The following is a 15,805-nucleotide window of genomic DNA, read 5'->3' on the forward strand; positions in this document are numbered from 1 at the left end:
TTGAGCTTGCCTAACGTTCGAGGTCTATCAACAGATAGAGATTGGCTCCCTCGATTCACCCCCCACCCTTTAATTGTGGCATTTTCTCCGGGCCGTTCTCCCCCAAATAGACACTAAAATTAACGCGGCAACTGGGGATCGCTCCAGACCTTCACAAAATCTGGCATAATCACAGCAAGCTTGTCAGTGCTAGGACGCAGTTTTATGACTTCCCAGGAACAAATGTTTCGCGACTCGCCTAAGCAAAAACGCCATTGGTTTTGGTGGGGAATGGGCGCTATTTTAGTCTTGAGCCTCATTTTACGCTTTTGGGGTTTATCCCGATTTAATCAGTTAGTTTTTGATGAGGTTTACTTCGCCAAATTCGCCAATAATTATCTGACTCGCACCCCTTTCTTTGACGCCCATCCGCCGCTTGCCAAGTATTTAATTGCAATCGGGATGGGAATCAATTCCATGTTTCCCTTTGGCGACCAATCTGTTACCAATGAGCTAACGGGTTCTGTGCGTTCTACCTTTAGCTATCGCTGGTTAAATGCTTTAACGGGGGCGTTGATTCCTTTAGTCGTTTCTGGGATTGCTTACCAGTTGACAAGACGCTACACTTATGCGTTTTTTGCCGCCTTATTTATCGCTCTAGATGGGCTATTTTTAGTTGAATCTCGTTATGCTTTAGTTAATGTTTATCTCGTCATTTTTGGCTTATTCGGAAGCTGGTTTCTCCTCCTGGGCCTATCGAGAATTGGACGGTGGCGAGTTGGCTTTTTAATCTTGGCCGGAATTAACTTTGGGGCATCGGCTGCCGTGAAGTGGAATGGTTTAGGCTTTTTGTTGGGCGCTTATTTGCTGTGGGCGATCGCCTGGGTTTTGCTCAAACTTCCCCAACTTAAGCCCACCGCCTCCGAAGAGCGCATTGAGGGCTGGCAATCTCCCCTAGACAACCTAGCACAAATCCCCCTCTGGCACCTGCTGGGCTATTTGGGCGTTGTCCCCCTCGTTACCTATGGCTTATCATTTATCCCCCACATCCAACAGAACCCTGAATTTGGCTTTTGGGAACTGCAACGGCAAATTCTGTCCTATCACCGAGGCATTGGCAACACGCCAGAGGTTCACCCCTATTGTTCTTCCTGGTATAGTTGGCCGTTAATGTGGCGTCCGGTTGCCTACTATTACGAACAGGCACAAACGCCGGGTGGCAACGTTGTGGTGTATGACGTACACGCAATGGGCAACCCGGTTTTATGGTGGTTATCTGCCGCCGCGATCGCCCTGCTTGCCCTCACCCTAATTATCAAGCGCTTTAAGCCCACAACCATCCGTTGGACTGCCTTATTTTTAGTCATCAACTACACTGCCAACTGGCTGCCGTGGGCAATGGTGACGCGCTGTGCCTTTATTTATCATTACATGGGGGCCTCCGTCTTCGCGTTTATGGGGCTGGCTTTACTCGTCGATCGTTGGTTCCGCAGCCCTCAACGGGAGTCTCGCTGGATCGCCCTCGCAACCGTTGGGATCGTTGCCCTCGCCTTCCTCTTTTGGCTACCCGTTTATTTGGGTTTGCCCCTCTCCCCCTTGGGCTTCCGAATGCGGATCTTTCTGCCCAGTTGGGTTTAGCTTGTGGAACAAGGCGCGATAGACTGGGAAATTGCGAGCCAGGGTTGCAATTTCGCGTTCGGTGGGAATGGGTAAGGGATTGGTTTCTAGCCAACCGGCGGTGGTGGGTTGAAAAACGGGAGACTCATCAAACAGCGATCGCATCTGCAACGCCACCTCTTCCACATCCGACTGGAGAAACACCTCAGCCCCCTCCGGTAAAGCAAGGGCTAGCTGTTCGACTAACTCCGGTTGCACAACTCGCCGCTTTTGATGGCGCTTTTTGAACCACGGATCGGGAAATTGGATCGTTACCCGTTGCAACACCCCAGTCGGGAGAGAGGCTAGCAACGGCTGGAGGGAGTTATTGGCATTACAGAATAGATAGTGCAAATTGGTTAAGCCCAATTGATCGCGAATTTGGTTGGCTTCTTCTACCAAGGGTTCGCGAATTTCTAAGCCTAAAAAATTCCATTGGGGCAGTGCTTGTGCCATCTTCAAGACAAACCTGCCCCGCGCGCAACCAATATCGAGGTGTAACGGTTGCTGCACCTTGCCATACAGATTGTCCCATTGGGGCGGCGCAATGGAAGTTTGGTATTTTTCCGCGAGGGGGTTAACGTGTTCGCGAACGCGCACTCGTGCCATATCTAGGGGTCAGAGGGTTTACATTAAATTTAGGATCGAGTCGTTTTTTAAAATCATGAGTCTCAGTTTCCGCTTTGCGATTATTAGCGACTTGCATATTGCACTCCCCCAAACCATTTGGGATCATCCGAGTCGCTTTCACCTGGTAGAAGTTAGCATTCCTGCCTTAGAACAGGCTTTAACGCACTTAGGCGAATTGGATCTTGATTTTCTCTTATTACCGGGAGATTTAACTCAGCACGGCGAACCTGAGAATCATGCTTGGTTGCAACAACGACTGGCAAAACTGCCTTATCCAGTCTACGTTGTTCCTGGCAATCATGACGTTCCCGTTCTCGAAGCGTGCGATCGCGCTATTGGGTTCGCCGAGTTTCCCCACTACTATCGCAAATACGGCTATCGCAATCCCAGCCAACTGTACTATAGCTGCGAAGTTTTACCGGGCGTGCGGCTGATTGGCTTAAATTCCAATCAATTTGACGATCGCGGCAAGCAACTGGGATATTTAGATCGCCCCCAACTGGCTTGGTTAGAAACGGTCTTAGCCCAAATCAAAGATGAGATCGTATTGGTGATGGTGCATCATAACGTTATCGAACATCTACCCGATCAAGCCAAGCATCCCCTCGGACAGCGGTATATGCTGGCGAATGCGCCTGTATTATTAGACCTGTTGCACCAAGCCGGAGTGAAGCTGATTTTTACCGGCCACTTGCACGTTCAAGATATCGCCACAAGCCAAAATCTTTATGAAATTACCACAGGTTCCTTAGTTAGCTATCCCCATCCCTATCGGATTTTACAATTTCACCAAGACGATCGCGGACATCAGGAGTTGCACATCGAATCGCATCGGATCGAAGGGGTTCCCCATTGGCCGCAATTAGGGCAAACTTCCAGAGAGTGGATGGGCGATCGCTCTAAGCCCTTTATGTTAAGATTGCTGACTCATTCTCCCGCCCAACTCACCCCGGAAGCAGCCGAAGAGTATGTCGAGAGTTTGCGGTATTTTTGGGCTGATATTGCCCAAGGGGATAGTTTATTTGAGTTTCCCCACTTTCCCCCCAGTTTGCAAGCTTACTTTCGGCGCTTTGGGGCAGTTGACGATCGGGGGAAGCCCCGGTTCATTGATAATCATGCCACACTGATCCTATAGCACGCTCCCATTCGGACTTCCTTAGTTTTGGTATTGATAGCGCAAGCTTGATACGTTTCCATCAGGGCAGAATTTGCAGCAAAGTGCTGAGTCAAAAAATACTCAGATGAATGTTTGATTCGCAGATCGCGATTCCTGTAGAAATCGCAGTTCAGCTTGTCCTAACCGTTATGGCTACAGCTATATGAATGCAGAAGTAGAAGTGTCAATCGATCTTCCGGGTTATCGCACTCTTGAAGAAGTGTATGCCAGTTCCAGTACCCTCGTCTATCGAGGCATTCGCGAAGCCGATGGATTGCCAGTTATCTTAAAATTATTGAAAGCTGAGTATCCGACCTTTCAAGAACTGCTGCAATTTCGCAACCAATTGGCGATCGCCCAAAGCCTCAACGCCCCCAACATTATCCAAGCCTACAGCCTCGAATCCTATGGCAACAGTCGCTTTTTAGTCCTCGAAGACTTTGGGGGAATGGCGCTGAGTCAATATGTTGCTAACTCTCCTCTGCCTTTAAAGGAATTTTTAGCGATCGCCATTCAACTTGCCGATATTCTCAATATCCTCTACCACCAGCGGATCGTCCACAAAGACATCAAACCCGCCAATATCCTGATTCATCCCCAAACCCAACAAGTCAAACTCACAGACTTCAGCATCGCCTCGCTGTTGCCCAAAGAAGTCCAAGAAATCCAAAACCCGAATATCCTAGAAGGAACCCTCGCCTACCTTTCCCCCGAACAAACCGGACGGATGAATCGCGGAATCGACTACAAAAGCGATTTCTACGCCCTAGGCGTCACCTTCTTTGAACTCCTCACCCAACAACTCCCCTTTCCCACCCTCGATCCGGTAGAACTCGTCCACTGTCACATCGCCAAACGGCCCCCATCGGTTCGCGATCTCAATTCGCGCATTCCGCCCATTTTATCCAACCTGGTCAGCAAGTTGATGGCAAAGAATGCCGAAGACCGCTACCAAAGTGCTTTAGGCTTAAAACACGACCTCGAAGAATGCCTGGATCGACTGGAAACCACCGGAAAAATCGCCGCCTTTCCCCTCGGACAATGGGATGCGTGCGATCGCTTTAGCATTCCCGAAAAACTCTACGGACGCCAAACCGAAGTCCAAACCCTGCTGAATGCCTTTGAACGGATCGCCGCCGAAACCAATAGCCAAGCCGAACTGATCTTAGTATCGGGTGCATCGGGGGTTGGCAAAACTGCTGTGGTGAGCGAAGTCCACAAACCCATTGTCCGACAGCGCGGCTATTTTATCCAAGGCAAATTTGACCAATTTCAACGCAATATTCCCCTATCAGCCTTTATCCAGGCTGTGCGCGACTTGATGCAGCAATTGCTGTGCGAAACGGACGCGCAACTTACCTACTTTGCCGAACGCATCCGCGACGCCCTCGCCCCTAGCGCCCAAGTCATTATAGAAGTCATTCCCGAACTTGAGGGCATTATTGGCGAACAGCCTGCGGTTCCCCCCTTAAGCGGAACTGAAGCCCAAAATCGGTTTCGGCTGCTTTTCCAAAAGTTTATTCAAGTCTTTACTACGCCGCAGCATCCCTTAGTCATTTTCCTCGACGATCTGCAATGGGCGGACTCTGCCTCTTTGTCACTGATCCGCCTGCTGGTTGGTGAAATGCAGTCGGGCAATCTTTTAGTAATTGGGGCCTATCGCGATAATGAGGTTGAACCTACCCATCCGCTAGCTGTCACGATCGAGCAATTGATCGGCGATGCTCAGAACAATCCCTTGGTGCATCAAATTGCCCTATCTGCGTTAAAAGCTACCGAACTGAATTATCTAATCGCCGATACCCTGTGTCAATCGCCGCCCAAAACCAAGCCCTTAACCGAATGGGTGTATCAAAAGACGCAAGGGAACCCCTTTTTCGCCACTCAGTTTCTCAAGGCTTTACATGAAGAGGGGGCGATCGCCTTTAATCTCAAAACGGGTTTATGGGAATTTGACTTAGAGCAAATTCAACTGTTCGCCCAAGCTGATGATGTGGTGGAGTTCACCGCCAAACAGTTGCAGAAGTTACCCGATATCGCTCAACAGGTGTTGCAAAAAGCCGCTTGTATCGGTAATCTTTTTGACTTAAGAACCCTAAGCCTCGTTTGTCAAACCTCTCCCGGCGCGATCGCCCGCGATTTGTGGCCGGCTTTGCAAGAGGGGTGGATACAGCCGCAAAACGACCTGTATAAGTTCTTTTATCAAGCCTCGGATCTAGAAAATTGCCAAGATCGCGCCTTAATTCGGCAATGCACGTATAAATTCATGCACGATCGCATTCAGCAAGCGGCCTACACGCTGATTCCGGAAGCCGATAAGTTAGGCGTGCATCTCCAAATTGGACAACTGTTGTGGCAGCAAAGCTCAGAAGAAGAGCGCGAAAATCAGTTATTTGCCATCGTCAATCAACTCAATATCGGTTCATCCCTGTTGCAGGCGCAGTGCGATCGCGTCGAACTGGCTCAACTCAACGAACGGGCAGCCCGCAAAGCGAAAAGGGCGACAGCCTACAGCGTGGCAATCGATTACGCCTGCCAAGGGTTACAATTATTACCCGCCTCAAGTTGGACAACCGATTACAAACTGACGCGGCGCTTGCATGAAGTAGCGGCGGAGGTGGCTTATCTCCAGGGCGACTTTGAACGGATGCAGGGGTGGATACAAGCCGTTCAGGAGAATGCTCAAACCCTGTTAGACCGGATTAAAGTGTATGAAATTGCCATCCTGAGCCATGTCGCCCAGAGACAATTATTAGAGGCGATCGCGCTAGGTTTAGAAGTCTTAGCTCAATTAGATTGTCCCCTGCCCCTGTCTCCCACTCCCGAAGATAGCGCCACAGCGATCGCTCAACTCAAAGCCATCCCCACCCAATACCGCATTGCCCAATTTGCCGATTTGCCTGTAATGACGGATGCCAATGCTCTCGCGGCTTTGCGGATCGCCAATAATATTTCGACTTCCTGTTATTTAGCGGTTCCCAACCTGTTTCTCCTAATTGTCCTCAAACAGGTGCAACTTTCTATCCGCTACGGGAATACAGCCATTTCTGCGGTTGCCTATGCCCGCGCGGGTATTGGCTTATGTGGGGCGCTGAATAATATTGAAGCAGGTTACGAGTTTGGTCAATTAGCCCTCAGCGTTTCCGAACAATTTGGCGATCCCACCACCCATACGCGGGTTTCCTTAATTGTGGGGGCGCTGACGCTGCCTTGGAAAGACCCTTTGCGCTTGGGTTTGCCCCTGTTGGAAGCAGGCTATCAAACGGGCTTAGAGTCGGGGAATGCGGAAGCGGCGGCCTTGAGCCATTACTATGAAATTCAATCGCGCTATGTTTTGGGCGAAGAACTCGCCGAACTCGATGCCCGGATTGTGGCGCATCGCGATCGCATTGGGCAAATTAAACAGGAAGTCTATTTCAACTTGTGCCAGCAATTGCGCCAAGTCGTCTTAAACCTGATGGGGAAAAGCGAAAATCCTGTGAAATTGATCGGCGCTGACTATGACGAAGAGCGATCGCTCTCCCACTATCAACGCCAAAATAACCTCTATGCGCTCTATTGCTTGCACCTGCACAAACTCACCTTAAACTATCTGTTTGGCGACAATACCCAAGCCCTCCACCACGCCCGCCAAGCCGAACGCTGTTTGAGTGGTGCAACCGCCCAACCCGTGGTTCCCCTCCTCTACTTCTACGGGGCGCTGGCACGTTTGGCGATCGCCGATACCTCCCCCGAACCCGAACGATCTCAACTGCTGGCTGAGGTTGCCCAAGCTAGCGCTAAACTCGAACATTGGGCATCCCTAGCTCCTAGCAACTTTCTGCATCGATTTTACCTGGTTGAAGCCGAACGCCAACGGATTTTAGACGAGCATGGCGATGCCTTAGAACACTACGATCGCGCCATTGCTTACGCCAAAGAAAACCAGTATCAGCCAGATGAAGCCCTCGCCTACGAACTGGCTGCCCAATTTTATCTGAATTGGGGGAAAGAACGGATGGCACAAAATTACCTGATTGACGCTTACTACAGCTACACCCGCTGGGGGGCTAAAGCTAAAGTGGATGCCCTCGCCGCCCGCTATCCTCAACTACTTGCGCCCATCTTACAAACCACCCGCCCCCTCTCCAAGGAACCCTCAGCGTCTCTCATAAAACGGTGACATCCACCTCGGCGGGTGGCGCGTCGGCGGCGTTGGATTTTGCAGCGATTCTCAAAGCCTCTCAAGCCCTTTCTAGCGAAATTCAACTCGAACAACTGCTATCCAACCTCTTGCAGGTGACGATTGAAAATGCCGGGGCGGATAAAGGCGTTCTGCTATTGTTAGAGGACGGACAATGGCGCGTGGAAGGGGTAGCCCAAATCGGCGAAACCGCGCAGGTTTTACAATCGGTTCCCCTAGAAGAAAGTCAGGAAATTCCCCTAAGTTTAATCAACCAGGTGAAGCGCCAACCTCAGCCAATTGCCATTAATAACGCTACAGAACATTCCTTTTTCTTAGGCGATGCTTATATTCAGCAAGCGCAACCCAAAAGTTTGTTGTGCAATCCCATCTGGCATCAAGGGAAATTGGTGGGAATGCTGTATTTGGAAAATCGTTTAACCGCCGGGGTATTTACCAGCGATCGCACTCAAGTCTTAAACCTCCTGTGCGCCCAAGCGGCCATTTCGCTAGAAAATGCCCGTCTCTATCAGCGATCGCAGCAAACTTTGGAGGAGTTAAAACAAGCCCAACAACTGCTGCGTCTAGTAATCGATAATATTCCCCAGTGGATTTTCTGGAAAGACCGCAACTCAGTCTATCTCGGTTGCAATCAAAGTTTTGCAGAGATTTCCGGCGCGGGTTCGCCAGTGCAAATCCTGGGTAAAACGGATGATGACTTAAAGGGGTTAGCCATTGAAAAGAGTTTGTACCGTCAATGCGATGCTTCTGTGATTGCCACGGGTCAACCTATCCTAGACTTAGTAGAGACCAAATCCCCAGCCGATGGTCAGCCTATCTGGTTGCAAACCCACAAACTACCCTTGCGCGATCCGCAAGGCGAGATTATTGGGGTGTTGGGGACGATTGAAAATATTACCAAACGCATCCAAGCCGAACAGTTACTCAAACAGCAAAAGGACGATCTCGCCGCCGCCTTGCAGGAGTTACAGCAGACGCAATTTAAACTGATTCAAAGCGATAAAATGTCCGCTTTGGGCAACCTGGTGGCGGGTGTTGCCCACGAAATTAATAATCCGGTGGGCTTTATTGCGGGAAATTTAAAGCCAGCCAACGAGTATATGCGGGATTTATTCGGCTTGGTCGATCTGTATCAGAAATATTACCCGAACCCCGTCTCGGTAATTCAAGAGGAGATTGACAACATCGATCTAGGGTATCTAAAGGCTGATTTTCCGGAGTTACTCAACTCGATGGAACTGGGGGTAGAACGGATTTGCAATATCAGCAATAGCTTGCGGACGTTCTCCCGTGCCGATAAGGATTATAAGGTGCCGTTTAATATCCATGAGGGGCTAGATAGTACCTTACTGATTCTGAAGCATCGCCTGAAGGCCCATGATGAGCGTCCCGCGATTGAGATTATCAAAAAATATGGTAGTTTGCCGACGGTCAACTGTTTCCCCGGACAACTCAACCAGGTGTTTATGAATTTGCTGGCAAATGCGGTTGATGCCTTAGAGGAGTTGTATAACAGCGACTTACCCAGCCGACACCAGGCGGATCGCTATCAAATTGAGGTGGACACTCAAATGATAGAAGATCGGGCGATCGCAATTCGGATTGCCGATCGGGGTATTGGCATGGCGGAGGCGGTGAAGCAACGGGCGTTTGACCATTTGTTCACGACGAAGCCTGTCGGTCAAGGAACGGGGTTAGGTTTGGCGATCGCGCGGCAAATTGTGGTAGAAGTTCACGGGGGGACAATTCAGCTAGAATCGATCCGGGGTGAAGGGACTGCCTTTACTATTACGTTACCCCTTGCGGCCGATTAATCGAGTTCGTTGCGGGGGCGACAAATCCCAAAGACTGAGGTATAGCCGTGTAAAAAGGTGTTTCCCCCAACTGGCCCAATTTCCCCGTTGCAAAAGAAGCCGCTAATCGGGGTATTGTGAAAATATTGCTGGAAGAGGTGGGAATCGAAGTTGGGACAGCCATAAAGCCCTTCACCGCGTCCCAAACAGGCAAATATTAAGGCCCCGGCGGCGGTGGGTTGGTCGGTGGTTTGGTGATAGCGGCGCAATAGGGTGTCGAGGTCTTCGGCGGAGGCTTGGGAGTCGCGCAGGTGGAACTGGATGCGCTGACCCGGACGCACGCGATCGCCAATGGCGATCGCCCCGGCCCTCGGATCGACGCCGAGGAGGTTGCGAATCAGAAAGTCGCCGTGTTCAAGTTGCGTTTTAAATTCGTTGCGGGCCACGCCAATAAACAGGGAATGTTGCGCCAGTTGGCGGTCTTCTTCGCTGAGGGTTTCTAGCAAATCGCGCAGGATCGCTAAGGGCGGACGAGACTTGGTGCTGGCGCTAAAGTCAGGATCGTCAGATTCTTCTAAACTCAGAAGGATATTGCGATCGCCTTCAGCAACGCGATAGGTTTGCCCAATGGGACGGCATCCTTGGGCGACAATGGTTTCTAAGACGATATTGCCACTCAGGGCGACGCCAACGGTCCCTTCCCCATACAGCCGATAGTTGCAAAATAGACCGCTACCCCGACTCATGCGCCCGCCGCTAGCCAACCCGCCAATTTTGACCGATCCGGGATAGGCAAAGTCTAACCCCTGCAAGAGGTCGTTGGTGCTGGCGGAAAAGGGATCGCACAGCAAAATAAAATGAGGCTGTTCGCTAGGGGCAATCCCAATTAAGTCTACCCACGCATCGGGCGGGCTATCGAGGTCGGGGAGGTTTTCTAAGGGAATGTGAAAGGCGGTGACTTTGACATCCGGTAACTGGGCTAGGGTTAAACTTAAGGCGGGGACGTTTTCAATTTCTTGGGCTTCTCGATCGGCATTCATCCCAACCACGCCCCCACCCCCACAGCCGATCAGTACGGGAACGGAGAGTTGTTCTTCTAATAGCGGCATCAGGCGCGAATATTCGCTGGTAAAGGCAGAAGAGATAAAAATAATGGCTAAATCTGCATCGCCGTCTAACTGCTGCTTAACGCTGGCGATGACTTCTTTCACTGCCGCTTCTAGAGAGGGGCGAGTTGAGAGGGCGTTTGCCCATTTCATTGGATTGCTCATTATTGCGATCTCTTGAGCCTCGTGCGATCCGCCTATCTTTTCCATTTTAGGATGCTGCGCCCGGTTCCTCAGCAGAAATATTTGACCCGTGGCAAGGCGCGGATAATTCTTCGTTGCCTATCACACTATCCCGAATAGCGCAAGCCGTGTTAATATTTATATAGATAAACGACGAGGCGATCGCCAAATCTTAAGAAATCACGAGAGATCCGCTCTAGGGCGCTCTGAGTTAAGTCAGACTAACGTTAGAGGAGCAATCCCCACCCTAGCCAGATCCGCAAGCGGTACCCATTGAGGGAAAATTTCCCTATACTGACCCAAGAGTATTCATCGATAGTACGAAGTTTATGACCAATAACATTCAAGACCAAATTGAACAAGAACGCGAACAAGCCCGTTCAGTCTGCGACACCAAAGGCGCAGAATCCGGAGAGTGTGCAGCCGCTTGGGATGCTGTTGAAGAACTCCAAGCCGAAGCGTCTCACCAAAAGCAAACCAAACCCAAGAACTCTTTAGAACGCTACTGCGACGATAACCCCGACGCGATTGAATGCCGCGTTTACGACGAGTAAGCGTTGGGCTATGGGTTAGACTTTCTTCCGCCAGTTGCTCCTGGCGGCTTTTTTGTCCCCAACAGAGCGCTGTTTTTGCTACGCTTGGGGTTGAGATTGCCGAAACACACAAATCATGGAATTATTGCGATCGCTCGTTTGGATGGATTATAAGCTCGCCGTACTCTTTGCAGTGGTATTCCCCCTGGGCTTGCTGATTTGGGCAACGGTGAAACAATCGGAAGCCATCATTCGGCTACTCATTATCTATTGGCGCGTCGCAAGTCTGCTAGCCATTACTGTGTATTTATTGATAGCAGCGGTTCCCGTTGGCTATGTGACTTCCCTAGCGGCGCGGATTTTAATTCCGATTTCTCTGTGGTTTTGGGTCGATCTGAACGAAGAAATTGAGGACATTCCCCCCAAACGCCCCTTAAAACTCTGTTTCAGCGCTTGGCGATGGGCAGTCAGTATTTATATGGTAGCGGGTGCGATCGCGCAAATTCCCTCCCTACAATGCGCCGCCCAGCCGAAAGCCCAAATTATTACAAACGCCTTCTGTCGCCTGTGGCTAGAAGCCCCTTGGCGGTATAAAGAAATCCTGCACGGTGGCTTCACAGAAGGCTTTATGGCCTTTATTGGGATTGCAGGCTTAATTATTTACGTGACCTATTTCCTGTATTTCGTGTTAATTCGTTTAGGTAAACAAGGTCGTTCCGCCATTAGTTCATGAGTCGTTCCATCGGACAGCGCTTAGAGCAATATACGGTTAAACGCCCCCAAGAGGTGCTACTCGTCAGCGTTGAAATTGAGGCCCAAGCCGATCGAATTGCCATCTTCAAAGGCTTTTCTAGTTCGTTGATGCAGTCAACCGCCTTCGATCCGGATGTCCCCGTTTTACCCGAAAACGCTACAATTATCGCGATCGACCGCCTAAAAAGTCCCTACATCCCCGACAATCCTCAATACATTCAACAAGGACTCACCTGGGAAGCCATGCAACCGTTATTAGAGGAGGTTGGGGTTTAAAGATTGTACGTCACCACTCGGTATCCCTCTCATGAACCTGCATTCTCCAGCCAACCTCTACGAAACGGATTTCTACGCTTGGACGCAACATCAAGCGATTTTACTCCGCAAACAGCAATGGAGTCAGCTCGATTTAGACCATTTAATCGAGGAGATTGAATCGTTGGGGAAGCAGCAACGCCGAGAACTCCGAAATCGTCTTAGCGTACTCATTGGACATTTACTCAAGTGGGAATATCAGCCCCAAAAACGCAGCCGAAGTTGGTTAACTACCCTGCGAATTCAGCGTCTAGAGATATCTGAACTCTTAGAAGAAAATCCCAGTTTAAGACCCGATCTCGAAGAATCGCTCCTCAAAGCTTATACTAAAGCGCTCTTATTAGCAGTAGGAGAAACTGAACTTCCTCAACGCACTTTCCCGGATGAGTGTCCTTATTCTTTAGCGGAAATTTTAAACCCGGATTTCTATCCCGGCGAACCCAGTCAACTCGTAATGGATATTGAGTAAAAGCTTTCCCTATTCAGATGGATTTTTGCTTTACCAGATCCTCAAGCGTTGGGAACAAGAGCTTTTCTGGGGTGCTGCTGTCACAATCGCAATTTTCGGTTTTGGCAGGAATACCGAATAATAGCTGACGCAGACTTTCAAACAAAAAGGGTAGAGCAATCAGAACGATCGAGCCGGAAACGATGAGACTAATTGCACCATCTGCCCAAGTCCAGTGCAGCAACACCACGGCGATCGCTGCTATAATCACGCCCAAAGAGGCACAAATATCGGCGAAGATATGCAAAACCGCCCCTCTGAGGTTGAGATCGTGGCAGCCGCAACCCCCCAGCCAAAAGATATTGCAACTATTCACCAATAAGCCGACTAAGGCAGTCAGTAACATGGGAATTCCGGGAATTTCCGGGGCGGGGGCGCTTAAACGGGCGATCGCTTCGGTGCCGATCCAAAACGCGATCGCCATTAAACTCAAGCCATTGATGAACGCGGCGATCGCTTCGACAGAAAAGGAACGCGCAGACGGAATCGGACATTTTGGGGCAGCGGCGGCGTGTTTTTGCGTCCACCACAGGGCAGCAAAGGTAATCCCCAACGCGGTAACATCCGATAAGACATGACCGGCATCTGCAAGTAAGGATAAACTACCCGTTCCCAAAGCCGCAGTCATTTCTAAGACAAAAAAGCTGCTTAACAGAGCTAATGCCAGCTTTAAACGCTGTACCTTCAAAGAATGCGAACGATCTGGGGGCAAAGGCTTAAGCATGGTGTTCAACAATATCAGTCATCCTTCTTTGTCGTTGTTCGCGGTGAATTCGTTTCCTGGCTGCCAAAATTCGTTGCGCTTGGGCGATCTATTATCTCCCACTGCGGGTTCTTTCGGCACGGCTTGCCGCCAGAAGCCCTAGGGAATGGGGCAATGAAGCGATGAAAGCTTAGGAAAATCTCGTTTTCAGTTCCAACTCAGGTTAAACTACTGGGCAGAACCGCCTTGTCAAGCAACTGATGAATCGAGTGTTTTCTCCCGTTCAGCAACTTCTGATTACCTGGTTATTACTGCTCATTACGGCTTCTGTCACGCTCAAAGCTTTAAGCTATGTTGGAGAATTGGTGAGTATTCTCCTGAGTGCTGCTTTGATTGCGTTTTTGCTGAATTATCCGGTTTCGGCATTAGAGAAAACCTTCTTACCGCGATCGCTAGCGGCGACGATTGTTTACTTAATGGCGGGCATTGGTTTGCTGTTATTTGGCTTAACGGTAGTTCCTCCAGTGTTTAACCAAGGCAGACAGTTTATCGCCAATCTGCCCAACTTTCTCGATTCTGCTCAACAACAGTTAGAATCATTTCAACTCTGGAGTGTCGAGCATAACTTACCCTTTGACGTGCGCGTCATCGCCCAGCAAATTCTGGCAAAAATTCAGGCTCAGGTCGAAGTCATTGCCACGCGGGGAGTCAGTAAAGGGGTAAGTTTAGTGGTGGGAACCTTTAACTGGTTTTTAGACTTCATCCTGATTTTGGTGATCTCTTTTTATATGCTGCTCGATGGCAAGCGCTTGTGGCAGGGGATTACGGGGTTTTTCTCGCCTAAAATTCGTTCCGGGTTAACCGAGTCGCTTCAGCGGAACTTGCAGCGCTTCATTTCTGGACAATTCTTTCTGGGTTTGTTTATGGCGGTGACGCTGACGCTGGCGTTTTTGGCGTTGCGGGTGCCATTTTTTCTGCTATTTGCGGTGTTTATTGGGGCGATGGAGATTATCCCCTTTATTGGCGCAACCCTAGGAATTGGGACGGTTGTGGTGTTAGTCTCGTTTATTAATTGGTGGCTAGCACTCAAGGTTTTGATTGTTTCGGTTGCCATTCAGCAAGTCAAGGATAATGCGATCGCGCCTCGGATTATGGGGAATCTCACGGGGTTATCCCCGGTGATTATTTTTGCGACGCTGTTGTTGGGTGCTAAGTTAGGAGGACTGCTGGGCGTGATTTTAGCAATTCCGATCGCCGGGGTCGTCAAAAGTTTGGTAGAAATTATCCTCGATCCTACCTTACCTCCGCAAACTGGCTCGTTTTTCCACAATCCCTTAAATACCGAAATTCCCCACCCTGCCAAGAGTGCCGAGTCTAAGGTGGGATAATCCAGCAGGGGTACAATTGCCTATAATCAAGCTAGAGACGCCTGTTGGATAACACTGCAATCCATCTGAACGCTCTCGATAGTCTCTTCTACTGCACGGAATGTGCAAAACAACAGTGTCTTCCACATTTACCTCAGTCTACGGTCCGGTCACTTCCTGGCGCTATGGGCGATCGCTGGGTATCGATCCTATTGGCGCTACGTCTACTTGTTCGTTTAACTGCGTCTATTGTCAGTTAGGCGACATTGAACAGATGAGGGGCGATCGCGATCTCTTTGTGCCAACCTCCCAAATTCAACAGGAACTCGCGGTCTTTTCGCCCTGGGATGTGGATATCATTACGCTCAGTGGTAGCGGAGAACCCACCCTAGCCCGCAATTTGGGTGAAATTATTGTGATGGTGAAGCAAATGACGCATAAACCCGTGGGCGTTCTCACCAATGGGACGTTACTTGCCGATCCGCAGGTGAAAGCAGAACTCGCCTTGGCTGACTTAATCGCTGTTAAAGTGGATGCGGTGGATGGCGATCGCTATCGCCGGATCAATCGTCCTGTGGAGTCTTTGAATTTAGAGGCGTTGTGGGCGGCGCTGGCTTCTTTTCGGCAAATTTATACCGGCCGATTGGGTATCCAAACCATGATCCTATCGCCTTGGAGCGATCGCGAACAAGCCGAGTATATTCGCCTGATGCAACAGATCCAGCCGGATGAGATTCAACTGAATACCCCCACTCGTCCTAAACCGCTAACCCATCAACTCGACGCGCGGGGAAATCATACGCTTGACGATCGAGAATATCCCACGCGATCGCTCAAACCCGTCAGTTTGGAAACCCTAAAGGCGTTTGGCGATCGCATTCACCAAGAGACAAAACTGCTGGTTCGCTATCCCGTAACCTAGTACAGCAACTCTCAATCA

The 15,805-nt window shown here is 50.0% G+C and carries 13 protein-coding genes; 10 read left to right on the plus strand and 3 right to left on the minus strand.

What is annotated here, in order from left to right:
- Window positions 1–204 precede the first annotated feature (204 nt).
- Window positions 205–1,617 (plus strand): dolichyl-phosphate-mannose--protein mannosyltransferase, encoded by a 1,413-nt coding sequence (locus QQ055_RS01250; RefSeq protein ID WP_286004103.1) that lies wholly within the window; start codon window positions 205–207, stop codon window positions 1,615–1,617.
- On the opposite strand, the gene trmB is transcribed toward QQ055_RS01250, so the two are convergent.
- Window positions 1,543–2,244 carry a tRNA (guanosine(46)-N7)-methyltransferase TrmB gene (gene trmB / locus QQ055_RS01255; protein WP_283359515.1) on the minus strand — a complete coding sequence of 234 codons (702 nt, stop codon included), beginning with the start codon at window positions 2,242–2,244 and terminating at the stop codon, window positions 1,543–1,545. The genes QQ055_RS01250 and trmB overlap by 75 nt on opposite strands.
- 55 nt (window positions 2,245–2,299) lie before the next feature.
- Between trmB and QQ055_RS01260 the strand changes: the two genes are divergently transcribed.
- The 3 genes from QQ055_RS01260 (at window position 2,300) to QQ055_RS01270 (ending at window position 9,418) form a co-directional block, all read left to right on the plus strand.
- The gene (locus QQ055_RS01260; RefSeq protein WP_286004104.1) at window positions 2,300–3,400 is read left to right on the plus strand and encodes a metallophosphoesterase family protein; all 1,101 of its coding nucleotides are present in this window, start codon (window positions 2,300–2,302) and stop codon (window positions 3,398–3,400) included.
- A 184-nt stretch (window positions 3,401–3,584) separates the two neighbouring features.
- Complete coding sequence (locus QQ055_RS01265; RefSeq protein WP_286004105.1) at window positions 3,585–7,583, plus strand: ATP-binding protein; 3,999 nt, start codon at window positions 3,585–3,587, stop codon at window positions 7,581–7,583.
- Window positions 7,580–9,418, plus strand: coding sequence for a GAF domain-containing sensor histidine kinase (locus QQ055_RS01270; RefSeq protein ID WP_286004106.1), 1,839 nt, complete (start codon window positions 7,580–7,582; stop codon window positions 9,416–9,418). The genes QQ055_RS01265 and QQ055_RS01270 overlap by 4 nt, the downstream gene beginning before the upstream one ends.
- On the opposite strand, the gene QQ055_RS01275 is transcribed toward QQ055_RS01270, so the two are convergent.
- Window positions 9,415–10,668 (minus strand): FIST signal transduction protein, encoded by a 1,254-nt coding sequence (locus QQ055_RS01275; protein ID WP_283359518.1) that lies wholly within the window; start codon window positions 10,666–10,668, stop codon window positions 9,415–9,417. The two genes, QQ055_RS01270 and QQ055_RS01275, sit on opposite strands and share 4 nt — an antisense overlap.
- Before the next feature lie 347 nt (window positions 10,669–11,015).
- On the opposite strand from QQ055_RS01275, the gene QQ055_RS01280 reads away from it, so the two are divergent.
- The 4 genes from QQ055_RS01280 to QQ055_RS01295 all read left to right on the plus strand — a co-directional run bounded on the left by QQ055_RS01280 (window position 11,016) and on the right by QQ055_RS01295 (window position 12,756).
- Complete coding sequence (locus QQ055_RS01280) at window positions 11,016–11,240, plus strand: Calvin cycle protein CP12 (RefSeq protein ID WP_069967896.1); 225 nt, start codon at window positions 11,016–11,018, stop codon at window positions 11,238–11,240.
- 115 nt (window positions 11,241–11,355) lie between these two features.
- A complete protein-coding gene (locus QQ055_RS01285; RefSeq protein ID WP_284474551.1) occupies window positions 11,356–11,952 on the plus strand; it encodes a DUF3177 family protein in 597 nt (198 codons plus the stop codon).
- The gene (locus tag QQ055_RS01290) at window positions 11,949–12,248 is read left to right on the plus strand and encodes a DUF7734 family protein (RefSeq protein WP_284474552.1); all 300 of its coding nucleotides are present in this window, start codon (window positions 11,949–11,951) and stop codon (window positions 12,246–12,248) included. The genes QQ055_RS01285 and QQ055_RS01290 overlap by 4 nt, the downstream gene beginning before the upstream one ends.
- A 31-nt stretch (window positions 12,249–12,279) precedes the next feature.
- On the plus strand, window positions 12,280–12,756 hold the full coding sequence (locus QQ055_RS01295; protein WP_284474553.1) for a DUF29 domain-containing protein: 477 nt from the start codon (window positions 12,280–12,282) through the stop codon (window positions 12,754–12,756).
- A gap of 13 nt (window positions 12,757–12,769) precedes the next feature.
- On the opposite strand, the gene QQ055_RS01300 is transcribed toward QQ055_RS01295, so the two are convergent.
- A complete protein-coding gene (locus tag QQ055_RS01300; protein ID WP_284474554.1) occupies window positions 12,770–13,519 on the minus strand; it encodes a cation diffusion facilitator family transporter in 750 nt (249 codons plus the stop codon).
- Window positions 13,520–13,758: 239 nt separating this feature from the next.
- Here QQ055_RS01300 and QQ055_RS01305 point away from each other — a divergent pair, with 239 nt between their 5' ends.
- Window positions 13,759–14,886: an AI-2E family transporter gene (locus QQ055_RS01305; RefSeq protein ID WP_284474555.1), complete on the plus strand. Its 1,128-nt coding sequence runs from the start codon at window positions 13,759–13,761 to the stop codon at window positions 14,884–14,886.
- A gap of 100 nt (window positions 14,887–14,986) precedes the next feature.
- On the plus strand, window positions 14,987–15,787 hold the full coding sequence (locus tag QQ055_RS01310; protein WP_284474556.1) for a radical SAM protein: 801 nt from the start codon (window positions 14,987–14,989) through the stop codon (window positions 15,785–15,787).
- Window positions 15,788–15,805 lie beyond the last annotated feature (18 nt).

This window comes from Geitlerinema calcuttense NRMC-F 0142 (genome assembly GCF_030285425.1).

Bases quoted from the DNA above. Each gene is read 5' to 3' on its own strand.
- QQ055_RS01250 (WP_286004103.1), top strand. From the start codon at position 205: ATGACTTCCCAGGAACAAATGTTTCGCGACTCGCCTAAGCAAAAACGC.
- trmB (WP_283359515.1), bottom strand. From the start codon at position 2,244: ATGGCACGAGTGCGCGTTCGCGAACACGTTAACCCCCTCGCGGAAAAA.
- QQ055_RS01260 (WP_286004104.1), top strand. From the start codon at position 2,300: ATGAGTCTCAGTTTCCGCTTTGCGATTATTAGCGACTTGCATATTGCA.
- QQ055_RS01265 (WP_286004105.1), top strand. From the start codon at position 3,585: ATGAATGCAGAAGTAGAAGTGTCAATCGATCTTCCGGGTTATCGCACT.
- QQ055_RS01275 (WP_283359518.1), bottom strand. From the start codon at position 10,668: ATGAGCAATCCAATGAAATGGGCAAACGCCCTCTCAACTCGCCCCTCT.
- QQ055_RS01280 (WP_069967896.1), top strand. From the start codon at position 11,016: ATGACCAATAACATTCAAGACCAAATTGAACAAGAACGCGAACAAGCC.
- QQ055_RS01285 (WP_284474551.1), top strand. From the start codon at position 11,356: ATGGAATTATTGCGATCGCTCGTTTGGATGGATTATAAGCTCGCCGTA.
- QQ055_RS01290 (WP_284474552.1), top strand. From the start codon at position 11,949: ATGAGTCGTTCCATCGGACAGCGCTTAGAGCAATATACGGTTAAACGC.
- QQ055_RS01295 (WP_284474553.1), top strand. From the start codon at position 12,280: ATGAACCTGCATTCTCCAGCCAACCTCTACGAAACGGATTTCTACGCT.
- QQ055_RS01300 (WP_284474554.1), bottom strand. From the start codon at position 13,519: ATGCTTAAGCCTTTGCCCCCAGATCGTTCGCATTCTTTGAAGGTACAG.
- QQ055_RS01305 (WP_284474555.1), top strand. From the start codon at position 13,759: ATGAATCGAGTGTTTTCTCCCGTTCAGCAACTTCTGATTACCTGGTTA.
- QQ055_RS01310 (WP_284474556.1), top strand. From the start codon at position 14,987: ATGTGCAAAACAACAGTGTCTTCCACATTTACCTCAGTCTACGGTCCG.